This window comes from Lactococcus sp. LG1267 (assembly GCF_017309545.1).
GTDB lineage: Bacteria > Bacillota > Bacilli > Lactobacillales > Streptococcaceae > Lactococcus > Lactococcus petauri.
Genome location: NZ_CP071295.1, coordinates 875,713 through 898,868 on the forward strand (window position 1 = coordinate 875,713; position 23,156 = coordinate 898,868).

Annotated in this window: 24 protein-coding genes, 1 tRNA gene and 2 pseudogenes; 20 read left to right on the forward strand and 7 right to left on the reverse strand. The window is 36.2% G+C overall.

The features are described 5' to 3' along the window. Window positions 1-2: 2 nt before the first annotated feature. The 6 genes from J0J33_RS04335 to sufB all read left to right on the forward strand — a co-directional run bounded on the left by J0J33_RS04335 (window position 3) and on the right by sufB (window position 6,548). A complete protein-coding gene (locus J0J33_RS04335) occupies window positions 3-1,259 on the forward strand; it encodes a glycosyltransferase family 4 protein (RefSeq protein WP_019293600.1) in 1,257 nt (418 codons plus the stop codon). A 77-nt stretch (window positions 1,260-1,336) separates the two neighbouring features. Further along, window positions 1,337-2,107: a Fe-S cluster assembly ATPase SufC gene (gene sufC / locus J0J33_RS04340; RefSeq protein WP_206921792.1), complete on the forward strand. Its 771-nt coding sequence runs from the start codon at window positions 1,337-1,339 to the stop codon at window positions 2,105-2,107. A gap of 71 nt (window positions 2,108-2,178) precedes the next feature. Beyond that, window positions 2,179-3,435, forward strand: a complete 1,257-nt coding sequence (gene sufD, locus J0J33_RS04345) for a Fe-S cluster assembly protein SufD (protein ID WP_019293599.1) — start codon at window positions 2,179-2,181, stop codon at window positions 3,433-3,435. Beyond that, window positions 3,435-4,646, forward strand: a complete 1,212-nt coding sequence (locus J0J33_RS04350; protein WP_019292404.1) for a cysteine desulfurase — start codon at window positions 3,435-3,437, stop codon at window positions 4,644-4,646. The genes sufD and J0J33_RS04350 overlap by 1 nt, the downstream gene beginning before the upstream one ends. A gap of 24 nt (window positions 4,647-4,670) precedes the next feature. Next, a complete protein-coding gene (sufU, locus tag J0J33_RS04355; RefSeq protein ID WP_019292403.1) occupies window positions 4,671-5,126 on the forward strand; it encodes a Fe-S cluster assembly sulfur transfer protein SufU in 456 nt (151 codons plus the stop codon). A 24-nt stretch (window positions 5,127-5,150) separates the two neighbouring features. Continuing rightward, window positions 5,151-6,548, forward strand: coding sequence for a Fe-S cluster assembly protein SufB (sufB, locus tag J0J33_RS04360; RefSeq protein ID WP_004259194.1), 1,398 nt, complete (start codon window positions 5,151-5,153; stop codon window positions 6,546-6,548). A 164-nt stretch (window positions 6,549-6,712) separates the two neighbouring features. On the opposite strand, the gene J0J33_RS04365 is transcribed toward sufB, so the two are convergent. The 5 genes and pseudogenes from J0J33_RS04365 to J0J33_RS04385 form a co-directional block, all read right to left on the reverse strand. Further along, complete coding sequence (locus J0J33_RS04365) at window positions 6,713-7,852, reverse strand: site-specific integrase (RefSeq protein WP_206921793.1); 1,140 nt, start codon at window positions 7,850-7,852, stop codon at window positions 6,713-6,715. 245 nt (window positions 7,853-8,097) lie between these two features. Continuing rightward, a pseudogene (locus tag J0J33_RS04370) lies at window positions 8,098-9,092 on the reverse strand (DUF3644 domain-containing protein). 40 nt (window positions 9,093-9,132) lie between these two features. Then, window positions 9,133-9,333, reverse strand: a complete 201-nt coding sequence (locus J0J33_RS04375) for a hypothetical protein (RefSeq protein ID WP_206921794.1) — start codon at window positions 9,331-9,333, stop codon at window positions 9,133-9,135. An 11-nt stretch (window positions 9,334-9,344) separates the two neighbouring features. Next, entirely contained in the window at window positions 9,345-9,935 is a 591-nt protein-coding gene (locus J0J33_RS04380) for a hypothetical protein (protein WP_206921795.1), read from the reverse strand. An 11-nt stretch (window positions 9,936-9,946) separates the two neighbouring features. Beyond that, entirely contained in the window at window positions 9,947-10,294 is a 348-nt protein-coding gene (locus J0J33_RS04385; RefSeq protein WP_206921796.1) for a helix-turn-helix domain-containing protein, read from the reverse strand. 290 nt (window positions 10,295-10,584) lie between these two features. Between J0J33_RS04385 and J0J33_RS04390 the strand changes: the two genes are divergently transcribed. Beyond that, window positions 10,585-10,740, forward strand: a complete 156-nt coding sequence (locus tag J0J33_RS04390) for a hypothetical protein (RefSeq protein WP_206921831.1) — start codon at window positions 10,585-10,587, stop codon at window positions 10,738-10,740. Between the two features lie 13 nt (window positions 10,741-10,753). Here the strand turns inward: J0J33_RS04390 and J0J33_RS04395 are convergent. Next, a protein-coding gene (locus tag J0J33_RS04395; protein ID WP_206889150.1) for an IS3 family transposase occupies window positions 10,754-11,898 on the reverse strand; the annotation gives its coding sequence in 2 pieces (ribosomal slippage) (window positions 10,754-11,667 and window positions 11,667-11,898; 1,146 coding nt in all). 547 nt (window positions 11,899-12,445) lie between these two features. Here J0J33_RS04395 and J0J33_RS04400 point away from each other — a divergent pair. The 12 genes from J0J33_RS04400 to J0J33_RS04455 all read left to right on the forward strand — a co-directional run bounded on the left by J0J33_RS04400 (window position 12,446) and on the right by J0J33_RS04455 (window position 20,930). Further along, window positions 12,446-13,078 carry a CHAP domain-containing protein gene (locus J0J33_RS04400; RefSeq protein ID WP_242526941.1) on the forward strand — a complete coding sequence of 211 codons (633 nt, stop codon included), beginning with the start codon at window positions 12,446-12,448 and terminating at the stop codon, window positions 13,076-13,078. A 103-nt stretch (window positions 13,079-13,181) separates the two neighbouring features. Next, window positions 13,182-13,255, forward strand: a tRNA-Arg gene (locus J0J33_RS04405). Window positions 13,256-13,360: 105 nt separating this feature from the next. After that, the gene (locus J0J33_RS04410; protein ID WP_206921797.1) at window positions 13,361-13,777 is read left to right on the forward strand and encodes a terminase; all 417 of its coding nucleotides are present in this window, start codon (window positions 13,361-13,363) and stop codon (window positions 13,775-13,777) included. After that, window positions 13,770-15,161, forward strand: coding sequence for a phage terminase large subunit (terL, locus tag J0J33_RS04415; RefSeq protein WP_206921798.1), 1,392 nt, complete (start codon window positions 13,770-13,772; stop codon window positions 15,159-15,161). The genes J0J33_RS04410 and terL overlap by 8 nt, the downstream gene beginning before the upstream one ends. Next, the gene (locus J0J33_RS04420) at window positions 15,162-16,505 is read left to right on the forward strand and encodes a phage portal protein (protein ID WP_206921799.1); all 1,344 of its coding nucleotides are present in this window, start codon (window positions 15,162-15,164) and stop codon (window positions 16,503-16,505) included. Further along, window positions 16,492-16,671, forward strand: a complete 180-nt coding sequence (locus tag J0J33_RS04425; RefSeq protein WP_206921800.1) for a hypothetical protein — start codon at window positions 16,492-16,494, stop codon at window positions 16,669-16,671. Before J0J33_RS04420 ends, J0J33_RS04425 begins: the two co-directional genes overlap by 14 nt. 11 nt (window positions 16,672-16,682) lie before the next feature. After that, window positions 16,683-17,741: a minor capsid protein gene (locus tag J0J33_RS04430; protein WP_206921801.1), complete on the forward strand. Its 1,059-nt coding sequence runs from the start codon at window positions 16,683-16,685 to the stop codon at window positions 17,739-17,741. A 73-nt stretch (window positions 17,742-17,814) separates the two neighbouring features. Continuing rightward, complete coding sequence (locus J0J33_RS04435) at window positions 17,815-18,702, forward strand: putative phage abortive infection protein (RefSeq protein ID WP_206921802.1); 888 nt, start codon at window positions 17,815-17,817, stop codon at window positions 18,700-18,702. Window positions 18,703-18,820: 118 nt separating this feature from the next. After that, window positions 18,821-19,429: a DUF4355 domain-containing protein gene (locus J0J33_RS04440; RefSeq protein ID WP_206921803.1), complete on the forward strand. Its 609-nt coding sequence runs from the start codon at window positions 18,821-18,823 to the stop codon at window positions 19,427-19,429. 10 nt (window positions 19,430-19,439) lie between these two features. Further along, window positions 19,440-20,372 (forward strand): phage major capsid protein, encoded by a 933-nt coding sequence (locus J0J33_RS04445; protein WP_206921804.1) that lies wholly within the window; start codon window positions 19,440-19,442, stop codon window positions 20,370-20,372. A gap of 17 nt (window positions 20,373-20,389) precedes the next feature. Then, window positions 20,390-20,629 (forward strand): Ig-like domain-containing protein, encoded by a 240-nt coding sequence (locus J0J33_RS04450; RefSeq protein WP_165712058.1) that lies wholly within the window; start codon window positions 20,390-20,392, stop codon window positions 20,627-20,629. Between the two features lie 10 nt (window positions 20,630-20,639). Beyond that, window positions 20,640-20,930 carry a phage head-tail connector protein gene (locus J0J33_RS04455; protein WP_206921805.1) on the forward strand — a complete coding sequence of 97 codons (291 nt, stop codon included), beginning with the start codon at window positions 20,640-20,642 and terminating at the stop codon, window positions 20,928-20,930. On the opposite strand, the gene J0J33_RS04460 is transcribed toward J0J33_RS04455, so the two are convergent. Next, a protein-coding gene (locus tag J0J33_RS04460) for an IS3 family transposase (RefSeq protein ID WP_206889150.1) occupies window positions 20,927-22,071 on the reverse strand; the annotation gives its coding sequence in 2 pieces (ribosomal slippage) (window positions 20,927-21,840 and window positions 21,840-22,071; 1,146 coding nt in all). The two genes, J0J33_RS04455 and J0J33_RS04460, sit on opposite strands and share 4 nt — an antisense overlap. A 79-nt stretch (window positions 22,072-22,150) precedes the next feature. Here J0J33_RS04460 and J0J33_RS04465 point away from each other — a divergent pair. Further along, a pseudogene (locus J0J33_RS04465) lies at window positions 22,151-23,119 on the forward strand (LysM peptidoglycan-binding domain-containing protein); the annotation flags it as partial. Between the last annotated feature and the right edge of the window lie 37 nt (window positions 23,120-23,156).

Genomic DNA, 23,156 nt, shown 5'->3' on the forward strand with positions numbered 1-23,156 from the left:
ATATGATAGATACCATAAAAGAAATCCCAATTAAGGGGATTCCCTTCACAGTAGAGTTCTTCATTGTGCTCTTCGTGACATTTGGAATGTCCTTGATTTTCACCCCATTAATGACCTTTGTTTCACGCCGAATTGGAGCTGTAGATAAGCCTAACAAGCGACGTGTCAATACTAAAATAATGCCCTCGGCAGGGGGAGTAGCTATTTTTGCATCCTTTGCAATTGCGACACTTTTTATCCTCCCGATGATTGTTTATCCACAACTTCCCCTGATGAGCCCCAAACAGTTGGCGGAAGGAATTAAGCCACATTTTGTGACTTATATCAACTACATTGCACCTTTTATTGTAGCAGGTGGTATTGTTGTCCTTACGGGATTGATTGATGACATCAAAGAAATCTCCCCTAAGATGAAGATGGCTGGGTTGCTTCTCGCTGCTTCAATCACATGGTTTTTTACCCATGCACGCTTTGACAATCTTAAAATTCCTTTCGGTGGTCCTTTTCTTGAGTTTCCCGCTTGGTTATCCTTTATTTTTACCGTTTTTTGGATTGTGTCGATTACAAATGCGGTTAATCTGATCGATGGCCTAGATGGTTTAGCCAGTGGTGTCTCCGTGATTTCACTCTTTACCATGGGGATTGTGTCTTACTTCTTTTTACCAGGTTCAAGTATCTTCTTGCCTATTACCATTTTTACCTTAGTTGCCGCCATTATGGGCTTCTTCCCATATAACTATCATCCAGCAATTATCTATCTAGGAGATACTGGTGCACTGTTTTTGGGATTTATGATATCGGTTGTGTCCCTGCAAGGTTTAAAGAATGCAACGGCAGTAGCTGTTCTAACACCACTTTTGATTTTAGGTGTTCCATTAACAGATACAATCGTGGCAATGGTGCGGCGAAAACTGAATAATCAAAGAATTTCTAGTGCGGATAAAATGCACCTGCACCACCGTTTAATGTACATTGGCTTCACTCATCGAGGCGCTGTATTAGTTATTTATGGCATAGCTGGAATTTTTGCCTTTATTTCCTTGATCCTACAAGTTTCCAGCCGGATCGGTGGTATATTCTTAATTATTGCTTTGCTGCTTGGACTGGGGCTGTTTATTGACTTGGTCGGTATACTTGGTAAAGACCGCCAACCTTTCCTCAATGTTTTGAGGTTCATTGGCAGTTCGGAGTATCGAGAGCAAGTTATAAGTAAGAAACGTAAAAGAAAATATAAACACGACAAAACAGAACGGAAATGAGCTTTTCGTCTGTTTTTTTTGTTATAATGGAGGGTGAAGTGTAAAAGATATTTTACTTATGAATTGAAGGAGTTAGAATGGCAACTTTAGAAATTAAAAATCTTCATGTGAGCATTGAAGACAAAGAAATCCTTAAAGGTGTAAACCTTACTATTAATACCAATGAAGTACATGCAATCATGGGTCCAAACGGTACAGGGAAATCAACCTTGTCAGCAGCAATTATGGGAAATCCAAGTTACACAGTCACTGAAGGAGAAATTCTATTTGATGGTGAAAATGTCCTTGAATTAGAAGTCGATGAACGCGCTCGACTTGGATTATTCCTTGCGATGCAGTACCCTTCTGAAATTCCAGGGATTACAAACGCTGAATTTATGCGTGCAGCCATTAATGCTAAACGTGCAGAAGATGACAAAATTTCTGTTATGGATTTCATCAAAAAATTGGATAAAAATATGGAATTACTTAACATGAAAGAAGAGATGGCAGAGCGTTACCTCAATGAAGGCTTCTCTGGTGGGGAGAAGAAACGTAATGAAATCCTCCAACTCTTGATGTTAGAACCAACTTTTGCTATTTTGGATGAAATTGACTCTGGGCTTGATATCGATGCGCTTAAAGTAGTCTCAAAAGGGGTGAACGCTATGCGTGGCGATAGTTTTGGTGCCCTTATCATTACCCACTATCAACGTTTACTCGACTATATTACCCCAGATGTCGTTCACATCATGATGGAAGGCCGCGTTGTTATGACAGGCGGAGCCGAACTTGCGAAACGTCTTGAAAAAGAAGGATATGCTAAAATCTCTGAAGAATTAGGGATTCAATATAAGGAAGAAGCATAGGTTGAGGTCGTATGAGGTGTTAAGGGACAGAAAGTCATACATCACCAAATACATCATGGAGATACAATTAAATGAATGAAAAAATAAAAAATTTCTCGCTCATGCATGCTGAACCAAACTGGTTATCAGAGCTTCGTCAAACCGCCTTTGAGGCTATGACAGAGTTAGAGATGCCCAATATTGAGCGTGTGAAATTCAATCGTTGGGGCTTGGATAATACAGAAATAGGGGATTCTGAGCCAAGTGGAAACGTTCCAAGCTTTACAGAACTACCAAATCACCCACTTTTGGTACAAGTAGGCAGCCAAAATGTTATGGAGCAAATGCGTCCAGATTTGGCTGAAAAAGGTGTTGTTTTCACTGATTTTGCTTCAGCGATGGAAGAAATTCCTGAGATAGTCGAAAATTATTTCGGCAAAGCTGTGAGCTATACAGAAGATCGTTTAGCAGCAAGCAATGTTGCCAGTTTCAACTCTGGCGCGGTTCTTTATATTCCGGACAATGTTGAAATTGACATGCCTGTAGAAGCAAAGTTCTATCAGGATTCTGAGTCAGATTTGCCTTTCAATAAACACATCTTAATTATTGCTGGTCGTAACAGTAAGCTTGATTATTTGGAACGTTTGGAAAGTATCGGTGATGGCAACGTTAAGGTCACAGGTAATCTTTCTATCGAAGTTATTGCCCTTGAAGGTGCGCAAGTGAAATTTGCGGCTATTGACCGTTTAGGAGAACATGTCACAGCTTATATCAGTCGTCGCGGGCATTTAGCAAATAATGCTACAATTGATTGGTCTATCGGAACAATGAATGATGGCAATGTTATTTGTGATTTTGACAGCGATTTAAAAGGTGATGGAAGCCACTCACAAATCAAAGTTGTTGGATTATCTATGGGTAAACAAATCCAAGGGATTGATACTCGTGTGACAAACTTTGGCCGTAATTCAGTAGGGCATATCTTGCAACATGGTGTTATTCTTGATCGAGGCACATTAACTTTTAATGGAATTGGTCAAATCATGCGCGGGGCTAAAGGGGCGGATGCGCAACAAGAAAGCCGAGTATTGATGCTTTCAGACCGTGCTCGTAGTGATGCCAATCCTATTTTGCTCATTGAGGAAAATGACGTAACTGCAGGACACGCAGCTTCTATTGGTCAGGTTGATCCTGAGGATATGTACTACCTTATGAGTCGAGGCTTAGATGAAACAACAGCCAAACGTCTTGTTATTCGAGGCTTCCTCGGTGCAGTTGTAACTGAAATTCCAATTAAAGCCGTTCGTGATGAATTTATCTCAATTATCGAGAGAAAGTTGGCAATCTAATGATTGACTTAACAAAAGACTTTAAAATTCTTAATCAAAAAGTTAATGACGAACCATTAGTCTACTTGGACAATGCAGCCACCACCCAAAAGCCACAACAGGTGTTGGATGTTTTGACAAACTATTATGAGCATGATAATGCCAATGTTCATCGCGGGGTTCATACCCTTGCAGAGCGTGCAACTGCAGATTATGAGGCAGCACGTGAAAAGGTTCGAAAGTTTATTCATGCTGCGTCTACGAAAGAAGTATTGTTCACTCGTGGAACAACAACGAGTTTAAACTGGGTCTCAAAATTTGCGGAGCAAACCTTAACAGCAGGTGATGAGATTATTATTTCCGTTGCGGAGCACCACTCAAACTTTGTCCCTTGGCAACAAGTTGCTGAAAAAACGGGAGCAATTCTAAAAATTGTCTATCTGAAAGACGGTGCTTTAGACGTTGATGACTTAAAAGAAAAACTGACGACCAGAACAAAATTTGTAAGCTTAACACATGCCTCAAATGTCCTAGGTTCAATCACTCCGATTAAGGAAATTGCAGAGCTAGTTCATCATCACGGTGCCTATTTTGTCGTTGATGGTGCGCAGTCTGTTCCGCATATGAAAATTAATGTCCAAGAGTTGGATGTAGATTTCTTTGCTTTTTCGGGGCATAAAATGTGTGGTCCAACAGGAATTGGTGTTCTTTATGGAAAAGAGACTTTGCTTAATCAAATGAATCCTATCGAATTTGGTGGGGAAATGATTGACTTCGTTTATGAAAGTCACTCGACATGGACGGAGTTGCCATGGAAGTTTGAAGCGGGCACACCAAATATTGCGGGAGCTATCGCACTCGGGGCAGCTATTGACTACCTTGAGGCAATAGGAATGGACAATATTCATCGGTATGAGCAAGAGCTTGTAGCTTATGTGATGCCTAAACTAAAAGCGATTGAAGGTTTGGAAGTTTATGGTCCAGAAGCTGTTGAAGAGCGCAGTGGTGTGATTGCCTTTAATATCCGAGGACTTCATCCTCACGATTTGGCGACAGCTTTGGATATGGAAGGTGTGGCTGTACGCGCTGGGCATCATTGCGCACAGCCTTTGCTTAATTACCTTGGTCAAGCTTCAACAGCACGCGCAAGTTTTTATATTTATAATACAAAAGCAGACTGCGATAAACTGGTGGATGCTCTTTTGAAGACAAAAGAGTTTTTCGGCTTATAGTATTCAAAAAAACGGAGAAAAAGAATGGCACTTTCAAAATTAGATAATTTATACCGTGCAGTAATTCTTGATCACTCTTCTGCGCCACGTCATGCAGGTGAATTACAACAGGCTTGTGTTGTTGATTTAAATAATCCAACCTGTGGAGACGTCATTCGCTTGACTGTTGCGTTTACAGAAGATAAGATTAGCGATATTGCCTTTAGCGGGCACGGTTGTACAATTTCAACAGCATCTGCCTCAATGATGACGGAAGCTGTGATTGGCAAGACAAAAGCCGAAGCTTTGGAATTGGCAAAGATTTTTTCAGAAATGGTGACAGGACACGTTGAAGAAGCGCAGGAGCGTTTAGGAGATGCACAATTCCTTGCAGGAGTGTCGAAATTTCCGCAGCGAGTAAAATGTTCAACGCTAGCCTGGAATGCCCTGAAAAAAGCGATTGAGACAGATGGTACCGCGACTGTATCTGAATCTCACTAAAATGCAAATAAAGAGAGGAAAATAATGACAGAAGAAGTTCCAGTATTAGAAGAATATAAATTTGGTTTTCATGATAATGCTGAATTAGTCATGTCTACAGGAACAGGTCTGACAGAAGATGTGATACGTACAATGTCGGCCGCAAAAGAAGAACCAGAATGGATGCTGGATTTCCGCCTCAAGTCCTTCGAAGCCTTCAAAAAATTAGATCTCCCAGAATGGGGGCCTGATTTATCAGACATTGATTTTGATGATGTGGTTTATTACCAAAAACCTACCGATAAACCTGCCCGTACTTGGGAAGAAGTTCCTGATGAAATTAAGGAAACCTTTGAAAAAATTGGTATCCCAGAAGCAGAGCGTGCTTACCTAGCAGGAGCATCAGCACAGTATGAGTCAGAAGTTGTTTATCACAACATGAAGGAAGAATTTGAAAAACTTGGTATCGTCTTTACCGATACCGATTCTGCTCTGAAAGAATATCCGGAGCTTTTCAAAAAATACTTTGCAAAGCTCGTGCCACCAACAGACAATAAATTAGCTGCTTTGAATTCAGCAGTTTGGTCTGGAGGAAGTTTCGTTTATGTGCCTAAAGGGGTAAAATGTGAAATTCCTATCCAAGCCTATTTCCGTATTAATAACGAAAAGTCTGGTCAGTTTGAACGTACTTTAATCATTGTTGATGAAGGTGCTTCTATCCAATATGTGGAAGGTTGTACTGCACCAACATATTCATCAGCCAGCTTGCATGCTGCTGTTGTTGAAATCTTCTGTGAAGAAGGCGGATATATGCGTTATTCAACCATTCAAAACTGGTCAGATAATGTCTATAACTTGGTAACAAAACGAGCCAAAGCAGAGGCAAATGCAACTGTGGAATGGATTGATGGTAACTTAGGCTCACGTGTCTCTATGAAGTATCCAGCTGTCTATTTAGACGGTCCTGGCGCACGTGGTACAATGCTTTCAATCGCCTTTGCTAACGCAAATCAAGAGCAAGATACAGGTGCCAAAATGATTCATAATGCACCAAATACAAGCTCATCGATTATTTCTAAATCCATTTCTAAATCTGGTGGAGCTGTAAATTATCGTGGACAAGTAACCTTCAACAAAAACTCTGCACATTCTAAATCACATATTGAATGTGACACGATTATTATGGATGATATTTCAAAATCAGATACAATTCCATTTAATGAGATTCATAACTCACAAGTTGCCTTGGAACATGAAGCCAAAGTATCTAAAATCTCAGAAGAACAGTTATACTATTTGATGAGCCGTGGTTTAACAGAAAAAGAAGCCACAGATATGATTGTGATGGGCTTTATTGAACCCTTTACTAAAGAACTCCCAATGGAGTACGCAGTAGAACTCAACCGATTGATTTCTTACAGCATGGAGGGTTCAATCGGTTAATTGTTTCTTAGTGCCTTTATAACAGGCTTTACGGTTATTTTGCTTTGTTACAAGAAGACAATGGGGCACAGAAGGGGCATAAAAATAAAAATCGTAAAATACAGTGCTACCAATAAATCCAACAATAATAAAAAGTGCCCCTTTAATTTTATGAGGGGCACTTTTTATTTTAATTCATTTAACTTTTTAACTATATCAACTTTGACAGATTTGGTAACGTGTGAGTAAATGCTTAGAGTAGTTTTATAATCTGTGTGTCCTACTCTTTCCATTGCAGCATTCAGCGGGATACCTAATTCTGCAAGTAGGGCAACATGTGAGTGACGAAAAATATGCGAAGTTAAATGTTTATTGATTTTTGCTTTTTCTGCTGCTCGCCGTATCACTACATTTAAAGTATCTAAATCAATTGCTGAACCATTAACACTAAAGAATATATAATTATTTTTATTGAAATCTTTCCCTTTGACTGATCTATTAAGTTCCAGTAACTCCAGTTGTGATTCAATTATTTTAATAATATTATCTGGAATCGTTATTGTCCTGTAGGAAAAATCTGTCTTTGGAGTTGTTTTTATCTTCAATGCTCGATCATATGTTCCATTTATTGTTATTAGACCATTCTCTAAATCAATATCTTTAGTAGTTAAAGCAGCAGTTTCTCCATATCTTGCTCCAGTATAGGCCATAAATTCTACGAAGTTTGCTAAATGATCTACTCTTGGAGTAATCCTAAGTATTTTTAATAATTGTTTTATTTCGCTTAATTCAAGGTAACTCTCTCTTTTTTCTTGGACTTCTTCAAATGATTTTACTTTTTTTGGAGATTTAACATAACTTGCTTCGTTTTTATCAAGATATCCCATACGTACACCAAAATCAAGAATAGAATGGAATCGTTTTTTGAAACCATTATAGTAACTATAAGCATAGCCCTCATCCATCATTTCGTTAACTAACTTTTGAATTGTTCTGCGTGTAATATTTCTTGCGGGGGTAGACTTAGGGATATTATCCTTTATTCTATTATCGTGAGCAATTAGACCACGCTTTGAAGAATCTTTAACTGTTGGGGACCAGTTCTTGAAATACTCTTCATATAGTTCCCAAAAAGTAATGTTACTTACATCATCATCTTTTACGTGCTTATCAATCTTTTCCTGGAGAAGACGTTGTGCCTCCTTTTGTGCCCTTGAAGTGTTTTTGTCGAGTGTAATTGACACTTTCTTTAACTTTTCGGTTAAAGGGTCCCGATATCTCTCAAAATATTTATATTTACCATTTTGTAAAGCTTCTACCCACATTTGATTTCTACTCCTTTTTTCTGTAAAATAGAGTACAAGAAAACTTCACGAATAACGTGGTTTTCACATACTAATTTTTTAAATCCGTCCTGCGACTCGCCAAAGTTTAGGGCGGTTTTTTTATTTGCTTTTTATTTGTAAATTGTTTATAATAGCTTTAAAGATAACTTGTGAAGGATATCCGCTGGGTCCCAAAATGGGGTAAGTGCTTTATTGAAGCATTGAGCAGTCCTATGTGCCTGGGGTTATCTCTTTTTATTTGCCTTCTTTAGATTCTCAATAATATTTTGAGGATCTTTTTTTATTTCTGAAATTATAAATTCAGCAGCTTGTTGAGAATATGAATAGGTCTCATTTTTTCCAACAATGTGCTTGAAAGAATATTGTTCGTTATTTTTTATATCATAAAATTTTATAAACAATCCAAGAGTGTAACTACTGAAGATATTTTTACTTCCAGAGCTAGTTTTATATGTAAAGGGTATTTTACGCTTTTGCAAACGGACTTGAACTTCTTTTACTAAATTTTCAAAAGAATACTTATGCGTCTCGCTAGGGTCTTTATATTTTGTAATAGTATTTACAGATTGTGTAGAATTTTTATCAATCTTAAAAGTGAAATCCGCTTTTTCTTTCGACTTAACTTGGTAAAAGTTATGCTGAATTGCTATAGAAAATTTATCTGATGGATAAAGTTCGGTGGTTGTTTCAATATCATTTTTTTGAAAAATAAATCTTTGGGCGACTTCAGGAGAATATTTCAATTTTATTTGCTCATTTGTTAGTGGCTCCATAGTTGCTGATAGAGTTAAAAAATTTTGTGGAACGTGTTTTGTAATGTCTCTGTCGTGGAAACGAAGAAGTTGCTCAGAAAATGAAAGAACATTTGATTGAAAAAGTGGAGCATATATCACTTCATAGTCTTCAGTAATAAAATGAGTGCTCGTATTTCTCAAAATAACCAGTTTTTCTAAATTGATTCTTAATGGTTGTGTTTTATTTGGATAAACTTGATTTATCACGTTTTCTAAACTTAAAGTTCTATCAGGATTATCTTTAAAGTAAATGCTCTTTCCATCGTCCAACATTTTTGCTTTAAGCATCAGTTCCCATGCGTTACAAATAAAGAAGGAGAACCCTTCAATCTATAATTAATTGTGGGTTTATTGTAAATCTCAAGACCCATGATAAATGCTTCAATACTTTTATCAACTAGTTTTTTTGAAAGTTCTCCGGTCATTTTATCTCCCTACTTTTTAGCTTGATAGCACATATATTCTTTATTTAAACAAATTCCAAAAAGAAAATGTAGTTTTTTTATAAGCTTTATTATAAACTGCTTTTTTAGGATTTTTAATTGCTCCAGTTCCTTTTTTGCCATAAGTGGGAACTGGAGCTTTTTTTATTTGCCTTTTAACCTTCCCAGTCGTTTGAGCTTTGATGCTTTTTTTAATACTGGGTGTTCTCATTCCGAATTTCATAGTCACTCCTTTTAACAGGCATAATCTAGATGCAAAACAGTTTTAAATATTTTAACGGCTGCATCATACTCTTCGTATGGCAAATTATATGCTTCAAGAAATTGATAAGTATTGATTTGTTCCACAACATCAAAATGCGAGATATAGTCAATAACACATTCCTTGAGGGACATTTTGCTATAGTCTTTTACCTGGCTATCCTCTTTGTTTAATTCTTTTATAACTTCTGCGTTTACTTTACAAAGAAGAGAAAAAGAAGTATCGCAAGGGCAGCCAGATATTTCGATGAACCTTTGAAAAAGATTAAAGCTCCCACCTTCAGTTATGAATATATCCCATAGAAAGAGAATAGCTTCTTTATTAGTCCTTTTTTCTTGAGGACTTGTAGTGTCACATTCTCCTAGGCGATAAGAATCATTGTTCTTAATATGTATTAATTCATGGCATAGCTTAAATGCTTTAACCGTACTGGGATTAAAAATTGTTATCTTTTTTCTATTGTTAGTTACAGCGTCCAAAGGAAAAGAGTTGTCTCCGATAACTTCAATTCCAAATTTTTCTATTTCAAGGATTATACGCTCTATTAGTTCCTGTTCGTTCATAGAGCCCCCGATTAGTCTTCAAGACGTTTACCTAAAATAAGTTTTAATGCAGATTTCACCTCATCAGTAAGTGGTTTACCATCAAAAGATACCCATTCATCCCAATCAACTTTACTTTCATCTACTAGATCAGCAAGATCTACAGGTTCTTTATTTCCTGCGTTTTCTTCACGACCTAGAAGATAATCAACTGAAACATGAAAATAATCTGCTACTTTTGCTAAGTGTTCTGCTGAAGGAGATTTTTTACTTTTTAAGTTGTAAAAGTAATTTGGACTAAATCCAAGATCACTTGCAACTTTTTGGAGTGATTTGCCTTGTCTATCAGCAAGTTCTTTTATTCTATCAAATGTAGTCATATCAAGCCTTTCAAAGGTATGACAAAAAATAATTCACTTTTTCGTGATATTTCGCTTGACAAATATAACTCGAAAGAGTAAAATAGTTTTTGTAAAGATAAATTATATTTCTGATAAAGAAAACCTAAAATACTTAATGAACACAGCCGGCAAGCAAGTTTTATTAAGTGTTTAATAGGCTCTTTAACTATTCCTTTATTTTACTCGTTCGTGAGAAAAAAGTCAAGCGTAAACATATAATAATATAAAAATTCTTTATAAAAACTTTATTTAGATAAAAAGGAGGGATTATGACACAAGAAAAATTTGAGCGCTATCGTAAAGCCGTAGAGGAATTGAAAAAGAAGAAAGGTTATACAAATGCTTTTCTAGCAAGTATTGCTTCTGAAAAAGCAGATTCAAAAATTCCTGCAAGCCGTATGTCTGGACTAATGTCAAATTTGTAGACAGAAAAAAGTGTTAATTGATTGAATTAAAGTAATTTTCTTCTTTCTGATTAGGAGTGAGTCCAAGATTAGCCGAATGTGGGTTGTAATTGTTATAAAAATTCTCAATATATTCAAAGCAATCTAATTGAACCTGTTTCATATTTTGATAATTTTTTCGGTTGATTTGTCTATGCTTCAAATACTTGAAAAATGCTTCAGTAACGGCATTATCATAAGGATATCCAGGCTTAGAAAAAGAATGCATGATATTATTGTCATCAATTATTTTTCTAAATTCAATGGCCTTAAATTGTGAACCTTGGTCAGAATGGAAGAGAAGTGTTCCTTCAATCTTTCTTTTATTAAGTGCTAATTCTAGAGTGTCACATGCTAACTTTGCATCGATACGATGACTGAGTTTCCAAGCAATACATTTTCTAGAGTAGAGATCAAGTATAGCGCAGAGATAGACATGTTTCTTATATCCGATAGAAATATAGGTGAAGTCTGTTGTCCATACTTGATTTGGTTGGTCAGGATTAAATTCTTGCTTGAGTAAGTTCTGAGGGTACGTTTTTTGAACTTCTTTAAGTGAGCGTTTTGGCTTAACGGTTGCCATTTTAGGGAGCGCCATATTCTTCATGAGACGGTAAATTCTTCCTTCAGAGATTTTTGTATCATAGTCTCTTTGAAGAATGACCTTGATAGACTTCACACCAAGTCTTTTGTTTGCTTTGGTATAAATTTGAAGTATTTGTTTTCTATAAATTTGATTATCCAGTTCTCTTTTTGAGGGCTTATGTTTTAAAAATTTATAGTAAGTAGAACGATTGACATGTAAAACACGACACAAGGTTGTTGTGGCGTGTTCAAAGCGTAACCGATAGACAGCGAGGAGTCTTACTTTAAGTTTTGCATGAATATGGCACTTGCTTTTTTTAAGATGAGGTTCTCCTCTTCAAGCTGTGCATTACGTTTTTGTAGGTCTTGTATTTGTTTGGCAGTAAGTACAGAATTATCTTCGAGTTTAACTTGAGAATACTGTTTGATCCATTTAGAAAGTGCTGTTTGAGATACACCATAGTCTTTACAGAGTTCAGACTGAGTTTTTCCAGTTTGATAAAGATTGACAAGGGATTGTTTGAATTCTTCATCGTAGCGTTTAGATTTTGACATAGGATGTCCTTTCGTTTTCATGTCTTTTAAAACAGATTATAACACATAAAGTTCTGTCTACTTTTATAGTATACATCCAGAGTGCGCTTTTAATTCAAGAAAAATTAGATAAAGCTTTAGATGAAGATGAAGAATTAAATACTCTTTTATCCAATAAAAGAGAATTTGATAGGTGGTGGCCTTCAGAAGATGAGCTTGTTAAAAAAGCATTGTCTATATATTATAAAAAGAAATGGACGTGGAATGGAGTTGCTCTTGATATAGGTACAGATCGTTCAACCATCTTTAGAAGGCTGGATGAGTTGAAGAGCAGATTAAGTCCTTATATTATTTGGTAAATAAAATAAAGTGAAAATGTATGCGACTTTTATGCAACAAACTTGCGACTTTTTACTTATATTTTAATGCGATAATAGTAACATGAACAATTCGGTAAAACACAAATAACATGTTCGGTTGAATTAAGAGTACTGAAATTGTTTCATACCAAGATAACTCAGAGGCCTCTATTTTATCTTAAAAGAATAAAAAATAAAGGAGGTAGGAAATGGCAGACTTATTGGCATTAGCATCAGCTAAGCTTGGTCAAACTGTAGACATGGATGGCATGTATGGTGGTCAATGTATGGACTTGATTGTCTACGTTGTTCAGACTGCATATGGTGTTCATATGGGCGGTAACGCTATTGATACAGGGAGCGCAAGTAATATTGCTGCTTTGCAAAATGCAGGAGTAAAAGTTCAACGTATTACAAATCGTAGCCAACTTCAACGAGGAGACATTGTAGTCTTTTCAGATGGAGGTTACGGTCACGTTGCAATCGTCGAAGAACCTACACACCCAACACTTGTTCAACAAAATATCAATGGACGACAATATGTAACACGTGACAGTTTTGCATGGTCAGATTACTATGGCTTGTCGTTTGCATACGGATTACGTTTAGGAGATTCTACTCCAAAACCTGATCCAGATCCAGAGGAGGAAATAGAAATGCTTAAATTATTTAGAGTTAATGAAGGACATAAATCACTTCGTGTTATGAATACTGCTACAGGTAAATCAATTGCAGTAGATGGTACAGGAGCTGCAGCTTTACGTGCATTCCTTAAAGATGAGCCAACAATTGAACGTGCTCAACTTGATACTTTGAATGTTATTTTGGGCAAGATTTCTTAATTGAAATATTGATCCAATATTTTAGTCGAATAACTTGAAGCTTCAAGCTATTCGTGAAAAAACTGAACATGATGAAATCAATCTCGTGTTCAGTTTTTTATTTGGGGATTTAGCTCAGTTGGATAGAGCATTCGCCTTCTAAGCGAACGGTTAGTGGTTCGAATCCGCTAATCCCTATAGCAGGTACTTACAGGGAGTGCCTGACTCTAGAAAATACTTATAAACACTATCCTGTTAAAGCTGTCAGAAATGGCGGCTTTTTATATTGATGAAAGGAGACTTATGCCAATATTAGAAAATGCAAGACACGAAAAATTTGTTCAATGCCTGATTGCTGGCATGAGCCAACGGAAATCATATAGAGAAGCATTTAAACAATCGTCAAGATGGAAAGATGAAACAGTAGATTCTAAAGCTTCAAATTTGTTTAAGACAGGCAAGGTTCAGACAAGGTATAAAGAACTTCAAGAAGAAGCTCAAGATGCTGCGATTATGACACGTAAAGAGCGAATGGTAGCTTTATCGAACATAGCACAAAACGCTGAAAAAGAAGCTGATATGATTAAAGCAATAGACACACTTAATAAGATGGATGGTGACTATACTAGTAAGGTAGAGCTATCTGGGGAAGTAAAAACTAATCCTTTTGCTGAATTAAGTGTGGACGAGCTTAGAAAGTTGGCAAGTAGAGATGGATAAGATTGCGCTAGGGGCTAAAATTGAGCTGGCTAGGCGCTTTTTCTTTGACTATTGTAATTTGATTATGCCCAGCTTTTATAAGCGAGACAGAGCATATTTGGTCTCTGTGTGTAATGAATTTCAATCCTTTTTAAATGATGATGAACACGATGTATTAGTTTTAAATATGCCACCACGTCACGGAAAGTCTCTTTCGCTTGGCCGCTTTGTTGAATGGATTCTGGGGAATGACCATTCAAAGAAAATTATGACTGGATCATATAACGAAACCTTATCCACAGTTTTTTCTAAAAATGTACGTAACACTATTCAAGAGACTAAAGCAGATGTGAATAAGATTGTTTATTCAGATATATTTGATGCCAAAATAAAATTTGGTGATGGTGCAATGAACCTTTGGAGTTTGGAAGATGGTTATAATAACTATCTCGCAACTTCTCCAACAGGTACTGCGACAGGTTTTGGTGCTGATATTATTATCATTGATGATGTTATCAAAAATGCTGAGGAGGCAAACAACGTAGCAGTCTTAGATAAGCACTGGGAATGGTTTGTTAATACCATGCTTTCACGTTTGGAATCAGGCGGTAAGATAATTATTAACATGACACGTTGGCACAGTGAAGACTTGGCAGGACGAGCTTTGAGAGAGTTACCTCAAAATGGTTACAGAGTGAAGCATGTTAATCTTAAAGCCTATAACGAACAAACAAACGAAATGCTCTGTGATGATGTACTTACTTTGGAAGATTATAAACGAAAAGTAAAGACAATGGGCCCAGATATTGCAAGTGCCAACTACCAACAAGAACCAATTGATATTAAAGGTCGCTTGTATGGAGAGTTTAAAACTTATCAATCACGCTCAAACTACATTAAGATTTGGAATTACTGTGATACTGCAGACACTGGTAAAGACTATCTTTGCTCTATTGTATGGGGAGAAACCTCAGACGGCTTTGCGGATGTCCTGGATGTTGTTTACACACAAAAACCAATGGAGTACACAGAAAAAGCAGTAGCTCAACAGTTAATCACTCATAAAGTAAATGTATCAAGGATCGAGCGCAACAATGGTGGTCGGTCTTTTGCTCGTTCAGTACGAGAAAAGATACAAGGAAATGTAGCTTGTGCAGTAGAGGACTTCTATCAAGGAAATAACAAAGAAGCCCGCATTTATTCAAACAGCTATTGGATTGAGCAGCACGTACGTTTTCCGAGTGACTGGCGTACACGTTTTCCAGAATACTACCAAGCTATGACAACTTACCAAAAAGAAGGTAAAAACAAACATGATGATGCACCAGATGCAACAACGGGTATTGCTGAGTCTATGAATGGTAAGCAAAAAGCCAAATTAAAATCATTCCAAGGAGGATTATAGTTGGACATTAAACCAATTAAACTCATGACTTTTTCAAAAGATGGAGAAATTACTCCTGAGGTGGTGAAAGAGTTTATAGAAAAACATAAAGAAGAAATTGCACGCTATCAGTATTTAATAAATATGTATAAAGGCATTATGGATATCGCTTCTCAGAAAAAGAAGGATGATTGGAAGCCTGACAACCGCTTAGCTGTGAATTTTCCAAAATATATTGTTGATACTTTTACAGGTTATTTTAATGGGATACCTGTTAAGAAATCACATAAAGATTCTAAAGTGCTAGAAAAGCTGCAGTCATTTGATAATTTAAATGATATGGAAGATGAAGAATCAGAACTTGCTAAGGTGGCATGTATTTATGGCCGGGCTTATGAGTTACTTTATCAAGATGAAGCTACACAAACAAACGTTATTTATAACACTCCTGAAAATATGTTTATGGTATATGATGACTCAATCAAAGAAGAACCTTTGTTTGCGGTGAGATATGGTATTGATGATGACGGAAAAATTCAAGGAGAAGTTTATACATTACTTGAGACGATTGAAATTAATGGGGAGGCTAGCGATTTAAGTTTTGGAGATAGAACTTACAATCCTTATCCAGAACTGCCTGTTGTTGAGTTTTATTTTAACGAAGAGAGAATGAGTATCTTTGAATCTGTAATCTCTCTAGTTAACGCTTTTAACAAAGCTATTAGTGAGAAAGCAAATGATGTGGAATATTTTAGTGACCAATACATGGCTTTTCTTGGCGCTGAGGTAGACATAGAAGATTTAAAAAATATTCGAAGCAACCGAGTCATTAATTACTATGCACGAGATCCTGAAGGAGCAAATAAGGTTGATGTTAAGTTTCTTGAAAAGCCTGATAGCGATGCTCAAACAGAAAATCTATTGAATCGATTAGAAAAATTAGTTTTCCTTACAAGTATGGTTGCAAATATCTCAGATGAATCTTTTGGATCATCAAGTGGTGTTGCATTGGCTTATAAGTTGCAAGCTATGAGTAACCTTGCTTTATCTTTTCAACGGAAGTTTCAGTCTTCACTCAATAAGCGTTATAAATTATTTTGTAGTCTAACGACTAATGAAGCTGGGAAAGACTCATGGAAAGATATTGAGTACTCGTTTACTCGTAATGAGCCTAAAGATATCAAAGAACAAGCTGAGACAGCTACACTGCTTATGGGAGTGGCAAGTGAAGAAACTGATTTAAGCGTTTTATCTGTTGTTCCTGATGTGAAGACAGAAATAGAGCGAATTAATAAAGAAAAAGCTGATAAACCAGTGTTTGATACTGATAAAAAAGTGACGGAGGCAAGTGATGAGCAAAATTAAAGTGGAAGCTATTGTTAAACAGCGTTTAATCTATAAATTAAATATTTTAAAGATTAGAATCGTATCACTTTTCAACAAACGATTGGCAGCTAAAATGACAGAAAAACTTTTAGACGATATTGGAAAAAATTTCAAAAAATATTTTCACTGTAAGGTCAAATCATAAAGGAGTAATTTATGAAAACTCCAGATTATTGGATAAAGCGTGAAAAAGCGTGGCAAGCTCAACAGATTAAAGATGATAAAAAACGTATGACACAAATCATGGATAAACTTTTTGATGCACAAGAAGCCATTCAAAAAGAAATCAATGCGAATTGGCAGAACTTTGCGAATAGCCAAGGTATCTCAGTAAGTGAAGCTATGAAACGTGCAGACAAAATGGATGTTCAATCTTTTGGGAGAAAAGCTAAGAAGTATGTGGAAGAAAAAGACTTCTCACACAAAGCAAATCAAGTTTTAAAACTTTACAATCTTACAATGCGAGTGAACCGATTGGAGTTATTAAAAGCAAACATAGGATTAGAGCTTATTGCTGTCTTTGATGAACTTGATAAGTACTTCTCTAACAAGTTGACTGGAGTAGCATTAAACGAGTTTGAAAGACAAGCAGGCATTCTTGGTTTAACCGTCCCAAAAGATGGATATACTACCTTAATAGAAACAGTGCTTAAGGGAAGTTTTAATGTGGAGGGCTTTGCTAGTTTTTCGGATAAGCTATGGCAATATCAATTTGAATTAAAAGCAGATATTGAAAAACTTCTCATTAGATCCGTAACAAGTGGTATTAATCCTAAAGAATTATCTCCACAACTTAAGAAATTGATGACTGAAGCAGGACGAGAGAATGCAACATATAACGCAAATCGTTTACTCGTTTCAGAGACTACACGTATTCAAACAGCTATTCAAGAAGAAAGTTATAAAAGAGCTTCTATTGAAGAATATGAATATATTGCGGAGCCTGATGCATGTCCTGTTTGTGGTGCCTTAAATGGCAAAATATTTAAGCTAACCGACATGAGTCCAGGAATTAATGCACCAAATATGCATCCGTGGTGCAAATGTAGTACTGCTCCACACGTCGATGATAAGTCTTTCTGGGACAGTTTACTAAAGCGTGGAGTAATCAACCAAGATGATTATAAACAAGCTTTTGAGGATAGGGCAGAAGCTGATAGAGCAATTAAGAAATTACAATTGAAAAGGAAGAAAGGTGACGGTTTCTCTTACTAAATTGAGTGAAATAATAAATCATCAGATGTTATTTTTATCTTATTTTGCTATTATATTTTAGTGAGGAGAAAAAATGGACAATAAAAAAGGAAAAAATATTTTTAAGAAACTATGGTTCTGTCTGGTGGTAATAGCAATGGTATTGTTGATTTTATTTTTACCTGTCCTATCTGATGTATATGCACTTTTAGTACAATATAAAGTAAATCCAAAAATGATTAATTTAAATAGATTAGAGCTTTTAAAGATATTTTTATCATTAATCGGTCCATATCTGACATATCTGGTTTTTAATAATACTGTTAGTATTCAAGAACAGGCTAAAAATGATAGAACAAATGATAAAAAAGAAGATGAGAAAAGAAGAAAACTTGATGATGCAAATAGAGAATTTTATAGTTTGTTAGATCTATTTAAAAAAGAACAGGAAAAGACGGAAACAAAAGACTCTATAGAAAGAATATTTGAAACCGTAAAGGATAAAAAGTCGGAAGAGTTTCAAGATATTGGTATTATTATAAAGCGTTATACTGAAAACTATAAAATAACAAGCTCCTATTTTAAAATAGTTCATAGAATTTTGAAAAATTTAAATAGAAGACTTGATGAAGAACAGATAGGTAAAGGGGAGTATCGAAATTATATTGGGATTTTAAGAGCGCAGCTATCTTCTGTTGAACTTGTTGTGATACTCGTAAACAGTCTATTTATAAAGCGAGGATTAGGACTAGGGATTGAATTAATTGGAACAAATTTATTTGGAGATGAAAGAGATTTTAAAGTTAATCAGCATTTTGATATTCCTGAAGGACTAGTTACATTAGAGTTTTTATCGATATTTGTTAATGATAAAGAAGGAAATAATATAATGAGGAGAAAACAGTATGAAGAAAAGCTAGAAAAGATAGATGATATAGAAGAATATGAAAGCATAAATGACTTTCGATCATTTATAAAGTAAAAGTGAAAAAACCGTCTGGGTTACAGTCGGTTTTTTCTTATGTCCAAGCGTGATGACATTAAAAGCTTCGGAAGTGCAAGCATTTATCCACGTTAAAAGATATGGAAGGAGCATCGCTATGAAAAACAAACAATTATTGCCTTTAAACTTGCAATTGTTCGCAGAGGGTCAAGATGGAGGTGAAGGTGGAACGGGAACTGGCCAAGCCACTCCACCAGAATTTAAACTAGAAAATCTAACCGATGAACAATTAGCAGCAGTCAAAGAAAAATTTGGACTTAAAGATGATAATGATGTTGATTCTATTGTGAAGTCTAAACGTTCACGCTGGCAAAAAGAAGCTGAAGCTGAGAAGCAAGAAGCAGAAAAACTAGCAAAAATGAACAAAGACGAAAAAGAAGAACATGAACGCAAAAAACTTGAAGCTCGTATTGCAGAATATGAGCGCAAGGAAAACTTGCGGGAAATGTCTAAAGTAGCTGGAACTATGCTGAAAGAGCAAGAAATCCGTACCACTGAAGCTGTGTTGAATATCTTAGTTTCAGAAGATGCGGACAAAACGAAAGCAGCAGTCAAAGAATTTGCGGATTATATCAAAGAAGAGCGCAAACTTTGGGAAGTAGAACGCAATACAGGTAAAACGCCTAATAAAGTCCCAAACAATACAGGAACTTCAAGTATTGCGGAAGCTCAAAAAGCACTTAACGAACACCGAATTATTAAATAGGAGAATAAAAATGAAAAAACAATTACTTAATCTTAATTTACAACACTTTGCATTTGATCCAGACAATGTGACAATGCAATCTGCCAAGACAGGGTCAATTCCTAAAAATCAATCTACAGAAATTATCACATCAGTGAAGAATGACTCTGCAGCTATGCGCTTAGCTAAGGCTGTGCCAATGACAAAACCAGTCGAAGAATTTACTTTCATGACTGGTGTCGGTGCTTACTGGGTTGGCGAAGGCGAGCGTATTGAAACAAGCAAACCATCTTTTGTAAAAGCTGAACTTGCTTCTAAAAAGATGGCTGTAATCATCCCAACGACTAAAGAAAATCTGAACTACTCAGTAACAAACTTCTTTGAATTGATGAAAGCAGAAATCGCAGAAGCTTTCTATAAGAAATTTGACCAAGCTGTATTTGGTGGAATTGAAACACCATATAAATTCAGTGTATTAAAAGCTGCAACTGATGCAGGAAACATAATCACAGAAACAGCAAATAAATATGACGACTTCAACGAAGCAATCGCATCAATTGAAGATAACGATTTGGAGCCAAATGGTATTGCCACAACTCGTTCACAACGTCGTAAATATCGTGCAACCAAAGATGAAAATAAACTTCCAATCTTCAATACTGCTAACTCTAACGGTGTTGATGATATCCTTGGTTTGCCTATTGCTTATACTCCTAAAGGGTCATTTGGAACAGGGGACACTGCTCCATTGGAATTGATTGCTGACTGGAACTATGCATACTACGGAATTCTAAAAGGTATTGAATATGAAATTCTTACTGAAGCTACTCTTACAACCGTTGTGGATGAAAATGATAAACCTATTAACTTAGCAGAACGTGATATGGCTGCAATTAAAGCTACGTTTGAGCTTGGGTTCATGACTGTTAAAGATGAAGCATTTGCTGTAGTAAAAAAAGCATAGCCCCTACGGGTGTAACGTTGAATAAAACAACATTATCACTCGCAGTTGGGGCAAACGAAACGTTAACAGCAACAATAACACCAGAAAATGCAGAAGATAAGTCGGTTCAATTTGCATCAAGTGATACATCGATTGCAACAGTAACACCAATTCAAGGAAAAGTTACAGCAGTTGCAGAAGGTACAGCGACAATTACAGTTACAACATCAAATGGTAAAACAGCAACTTGTGAAGTCACAGTAACTCCTGCAGGATAGGGAGGTGTATATGTCATTAACCGAGGATATAAAAAGCCTACTTAGTGGAACACCAGATGACCGTTTAAAAATCATTGAAAAAAGAACTCGCGAACGACTGCTTATCATCATTGGTTCTAGCGAAAAAGAAGTTTATCCAGAGCTTGATTATATTGTTATGGACGTTGTTTTAAAACGATTCAATAGAATTGGTCAAGAGGGGATGCAGTCTTACTCACAAGAGGGACTAAGTATGACATTTGCAGAATCTGACTTTGATGAGTGGACTAATGTCAAATTTGTAGACAGAAAAAAGTGTTAATTGATTGAATTAAAGTAATTTTCTTCTTTCTGATTAGGAGTGAGTCCAAGATTAGCCGAATGTGGGTTGTAATTGTTATAAAAATTCTCAATATATTCAAAGCAATCTAATTGAACCTGTTTCATATTTTGATAATTTTTTCGGTTGATTTGTCTATGCTTCAAATACTTGAAAAATGCTTCAGTAACGGCATTATCATAAGGATATCCAGGCTTAGAAAAAGAATGCATGATATTATTGTCATCAATTATTTTTCTAAATTCAATGGCCTTAAATTGTGAACCTTGGTCAGAATGGAAGAGAAGTGTTCCTTCAATCTTTCTTTTATTAAGTGCTAATTCTAGAGTGTCACATGCTAACTTTGCATCGATACGATGACTGAGTTTCCAAGCAATACATTTTCTAGAGTAGAGATCAAGTATAGCGCAGAGATAGACATGTTTCTTATATCCGATAGAAATATAGGTGAAGTCTGTTGTCCATACTTGATTTGGTTGGTCAGGATTAAATTCTTGCTTGAGTAAGTTCTGAGGGTACGTTTTTTGAACTTCTTTAAGTGAGCGTTTTGGCTTAACGGTTGCCATTTTAGGGAGCGCCATATTCTTCATGAGACGGTAAATTCTTCCTTCAGAGATTTTTGTATCATAGTCTCTTTGAAGAATGACCTTGATAGACTTCACACCAAGTCTTTTGTTTGCTTTGGTATAAATTTGAAGTATTTGTTTTCTATAAATTTGATTATCCAGTTCTCTTTTTGAGGGCTTATGTTTTAAAAATTTATAGTAAGTAGAACGATTGACATGTAAAACACGACACAAGGTTGTTGTGGCGTGTTCAAAGCGTAACCGATAGACAGCGAGGAGTCTTACTTTAAGTTTTGCATGAATATGGCACTTGCTTTTTTTAAGATGAGGTTCTCCTCTTCAAGCTGTGCATTACGTTTTTGTAGGTCTTGTATTTGTTTGGCAGTAAGTACAGAATTATCTTCGAGTTTAACTTGAGAATACTGTTTGATCCATTTAGAAAGTGCTGTTTGAGATACACCATAGTCTTTACAGAGTTCAGACTGAGTTTTTCCAGTTTGATAAAGATTGACAAGGGATTGTTTGAATTCTTCATCGTAGCGTTTAGATTTTGACATAGGATGTCCTTTCGTTTTCATGTCTTTTAAAACAGATTATAACACATAAAGTTCTGTCTACTTTTATAGTATACATCCAGACTGGTCGAAATATAACGGCTATCAAGGAAACTTTGGTTATGCCAATGACAAGTTCTCAATTGCTCAGATTGGGGGAACTTATGGTGGTTATTACGTAGACCAGTTGACTTATAACAGTCAAGTTCAAAATACAATGGCACAAGGAAAACGTGCGCACACTTATATTTGGTATCAAGTAGGCGGGTCTATTGAACTTTCAAAAGGCGTGCTTGACCGATACTTGCCACAAATTGCAACACCAAAGGGCTCTATTGTCGCTCTTGATTATGAGAGTGGTGCGAGTGGAAGTAAGCAGGCGAACACAGATGCTATTCTTTATGGAATGCGACGTGTGAAAGAAGCAGGATATACACCAATGTATTACAGCTACAAGCCTTATACATTAGCCCACGTTGATTACAAACGCATTATTAAAGAGTTTCCTGGATCACTTTGGATTGCGGAATATCCAAACTATGAAGTAACTCCAACACCAAACTGGAATTTCTTCCCAAGCATGGATGATATTGGTATTTTCCAATTTACTTCTACTTATGTGGCAGGTGGATTAGATGGTAATATTGACCTTACAGGTATCACAGACAATGGATATGATGGAAAAGTACCAGATCCTCTACCTACACCAAATCCAACTCCAGAGCCTACTCCAGCACCAAGTCCGAGCAAGAAAACTCACATTGTACAATATGGCGACACTTTGAGCAGCATTGCTTACAGTTGGGGTACAAGCTGGCAAGAATTGGCCCGTCAGAACGCTTTGAGTAATCCTAACCTTATTTATGCAGGTCAAGCAATCAGCTACTCAGGTGGCTCAAATGCGGCAGCAGGCGGAACTTATACAGTACAATATGGAGATAATCTCTCCGTTATTGCACAACGTTTAGGCACAACTGTGCAGCACCTTGTTTCAAGTAATGGGATTCAAAATCCTGACTTGATTTATGCAGGTCAAACTATAAATTACTAAATAGAAAACTTACCTAGTCAACATGACTAGGTTTTTT

What these genes read in the sequence shown, in the direction of transcription:
- J0J33_RS04435 (WP_206921802.1), top strand. Translation starts at nt 17,815, where the DNA reads ATGGACAATAAAAAAGGAAAAAATATTTTTAAGAAACTATGGTTCTGT.
- J0J33_RS04455 (WP_206921805.1), top strand. Translation starts at nt 20,640, where the DNA reads ATGTCATTAACCGAGGATATAAAAAGCCTACTTAGTGGAACACCAGAT.
- sufU (WP_019292403.1), top strand. Translation starts at nt 4,671, where the DNA reads ATGGCACTTTCAAAATTAGATAATTTATACCGTGCAGTAATTCTTGAT.
- J0J33_RS04410 (WP_206921797.1), top strand. Translation starts at nt 13,361, where the DNA reads ATGCCAATATTAGAAAATGCAAGACACGAAAAATTTGTTCAATGCCTG.
- J0J33_RS04430 (WP_206921801.1), top strand. Translation starts at nt 16,683, where the DNA reads ATGAAAACTCCAGATTATTGGATAAAGCGTGAAAAAGCGTGGCAAGCT.
- J0J33_RS04350 (WP_019292404.1), top strand. Translation starts at nt 3,435, where the DNA reads ATGATTGACTTAACAAAAGACTTTAAAATTCTTAATCAAAAAGTTAAT.
- J0J33_RS04375 (WP_206921794.1), bottom strand. Translation starts at nt 9,333, where the DNA reads ATGAAATTCGGAATGAGAACACCCAGTATTAAAAAAAGCATCAAAGCT.
- J0J33_RS04365 (WP_206921793.1), bottom strand. Translation starts at nt 7,852, where the DNA reads ATGTGGGTAGAAGCTTTACAAAATGGTAAATATAAATATTTTGAGAGA.
- J0J33_RS04425 (WP_206921800.1), top strand. Translation starts at nt 16,492, where the DNA reads ATGAGCAAAATTAAAGTGGAAGCTATTGTTAAACAGCGTTTAATCTAT.
- sufC (WP_206921792.1), top strand. Translation starts at nt 1,337, where the DNA reads ATGGCAACTTTAGAAATTAAAAATCTTCATGTGAGCATTGAAGACAAA.
- J0J33_RS04385 (WP_206921796.1), bottom strand. Translation starts at nt 10,294, where the DNA reads ATGACTACATTTGATAGAATAAAAGAACTTGCTGATAGACAAGGCAAA.
- sufD (WP_019293599.1), top strand. Translation starts at nt 2,179, where the DNA reads ATGAATGAAAAAATAAAAAATTTCTCGCTCATGCATGCTGAACCAAAC.
- J0J33_RS04335 (WP_019293600.1), top strand. Translation starts at nt 3, where the DNA reads ATGATAGATACCATAAAAGAAATCCCAATTAAGGGGATTCCCTTCACA.
- terL (WP_206921798.1), top strand. Translation starts at nt 13,770, where the DNA reads ATGGATAAGATTGCGCTAGGGGCTAAAATTGAGCTGGCTAGGCGCTTT.
- J0J33_RS04390 (WP_206921831.1), top strand. Translation starts at nt 10,585, where the DNA reads ATGACACAAGAAAAATTTGAGCGCTATCGTAAAGCCGTAGAGGAATTG.
- J0J33_RS04445 (WP_206921804.1), top strand. Translation starts at nt 19,440, where the DNA reads ATGAAAAAACAATTACTTAATCTTAATTTACAACACTTTGCATTTGAT.
- J0J33_RS04380 (WP_206921795.1), bottom strand. Translation starts at nt 9,935, where the DNA reads ATGAACGAACAGGAACTAATAGAGCGTATAATCCTTGAAATAGAAAAA.
- J0J33_RS04440 (WP_206921803.1), top strand. Translation starts at nt 18,821, where the DNA reads ATGAAAAACAAACAATTATTGCCTTTAAACTTGCAATTGTTCGCAGAG.
- J0J33_RS04400 (WP_242526941.1), top strand. Translation starts at nt 12,446, where the DNA reads ATGGCAGACTTATTGGCATTAGCATCAGCTAAGCTTGGTCAAACTGTA.
- sufB (WP_004259194.1), top strand. Translation starts at nt 5,151, where the DNA reads ATGACAGAAGAAGTTCCAGTATTAGAAGAATATAAATTTGGTTTTCAT.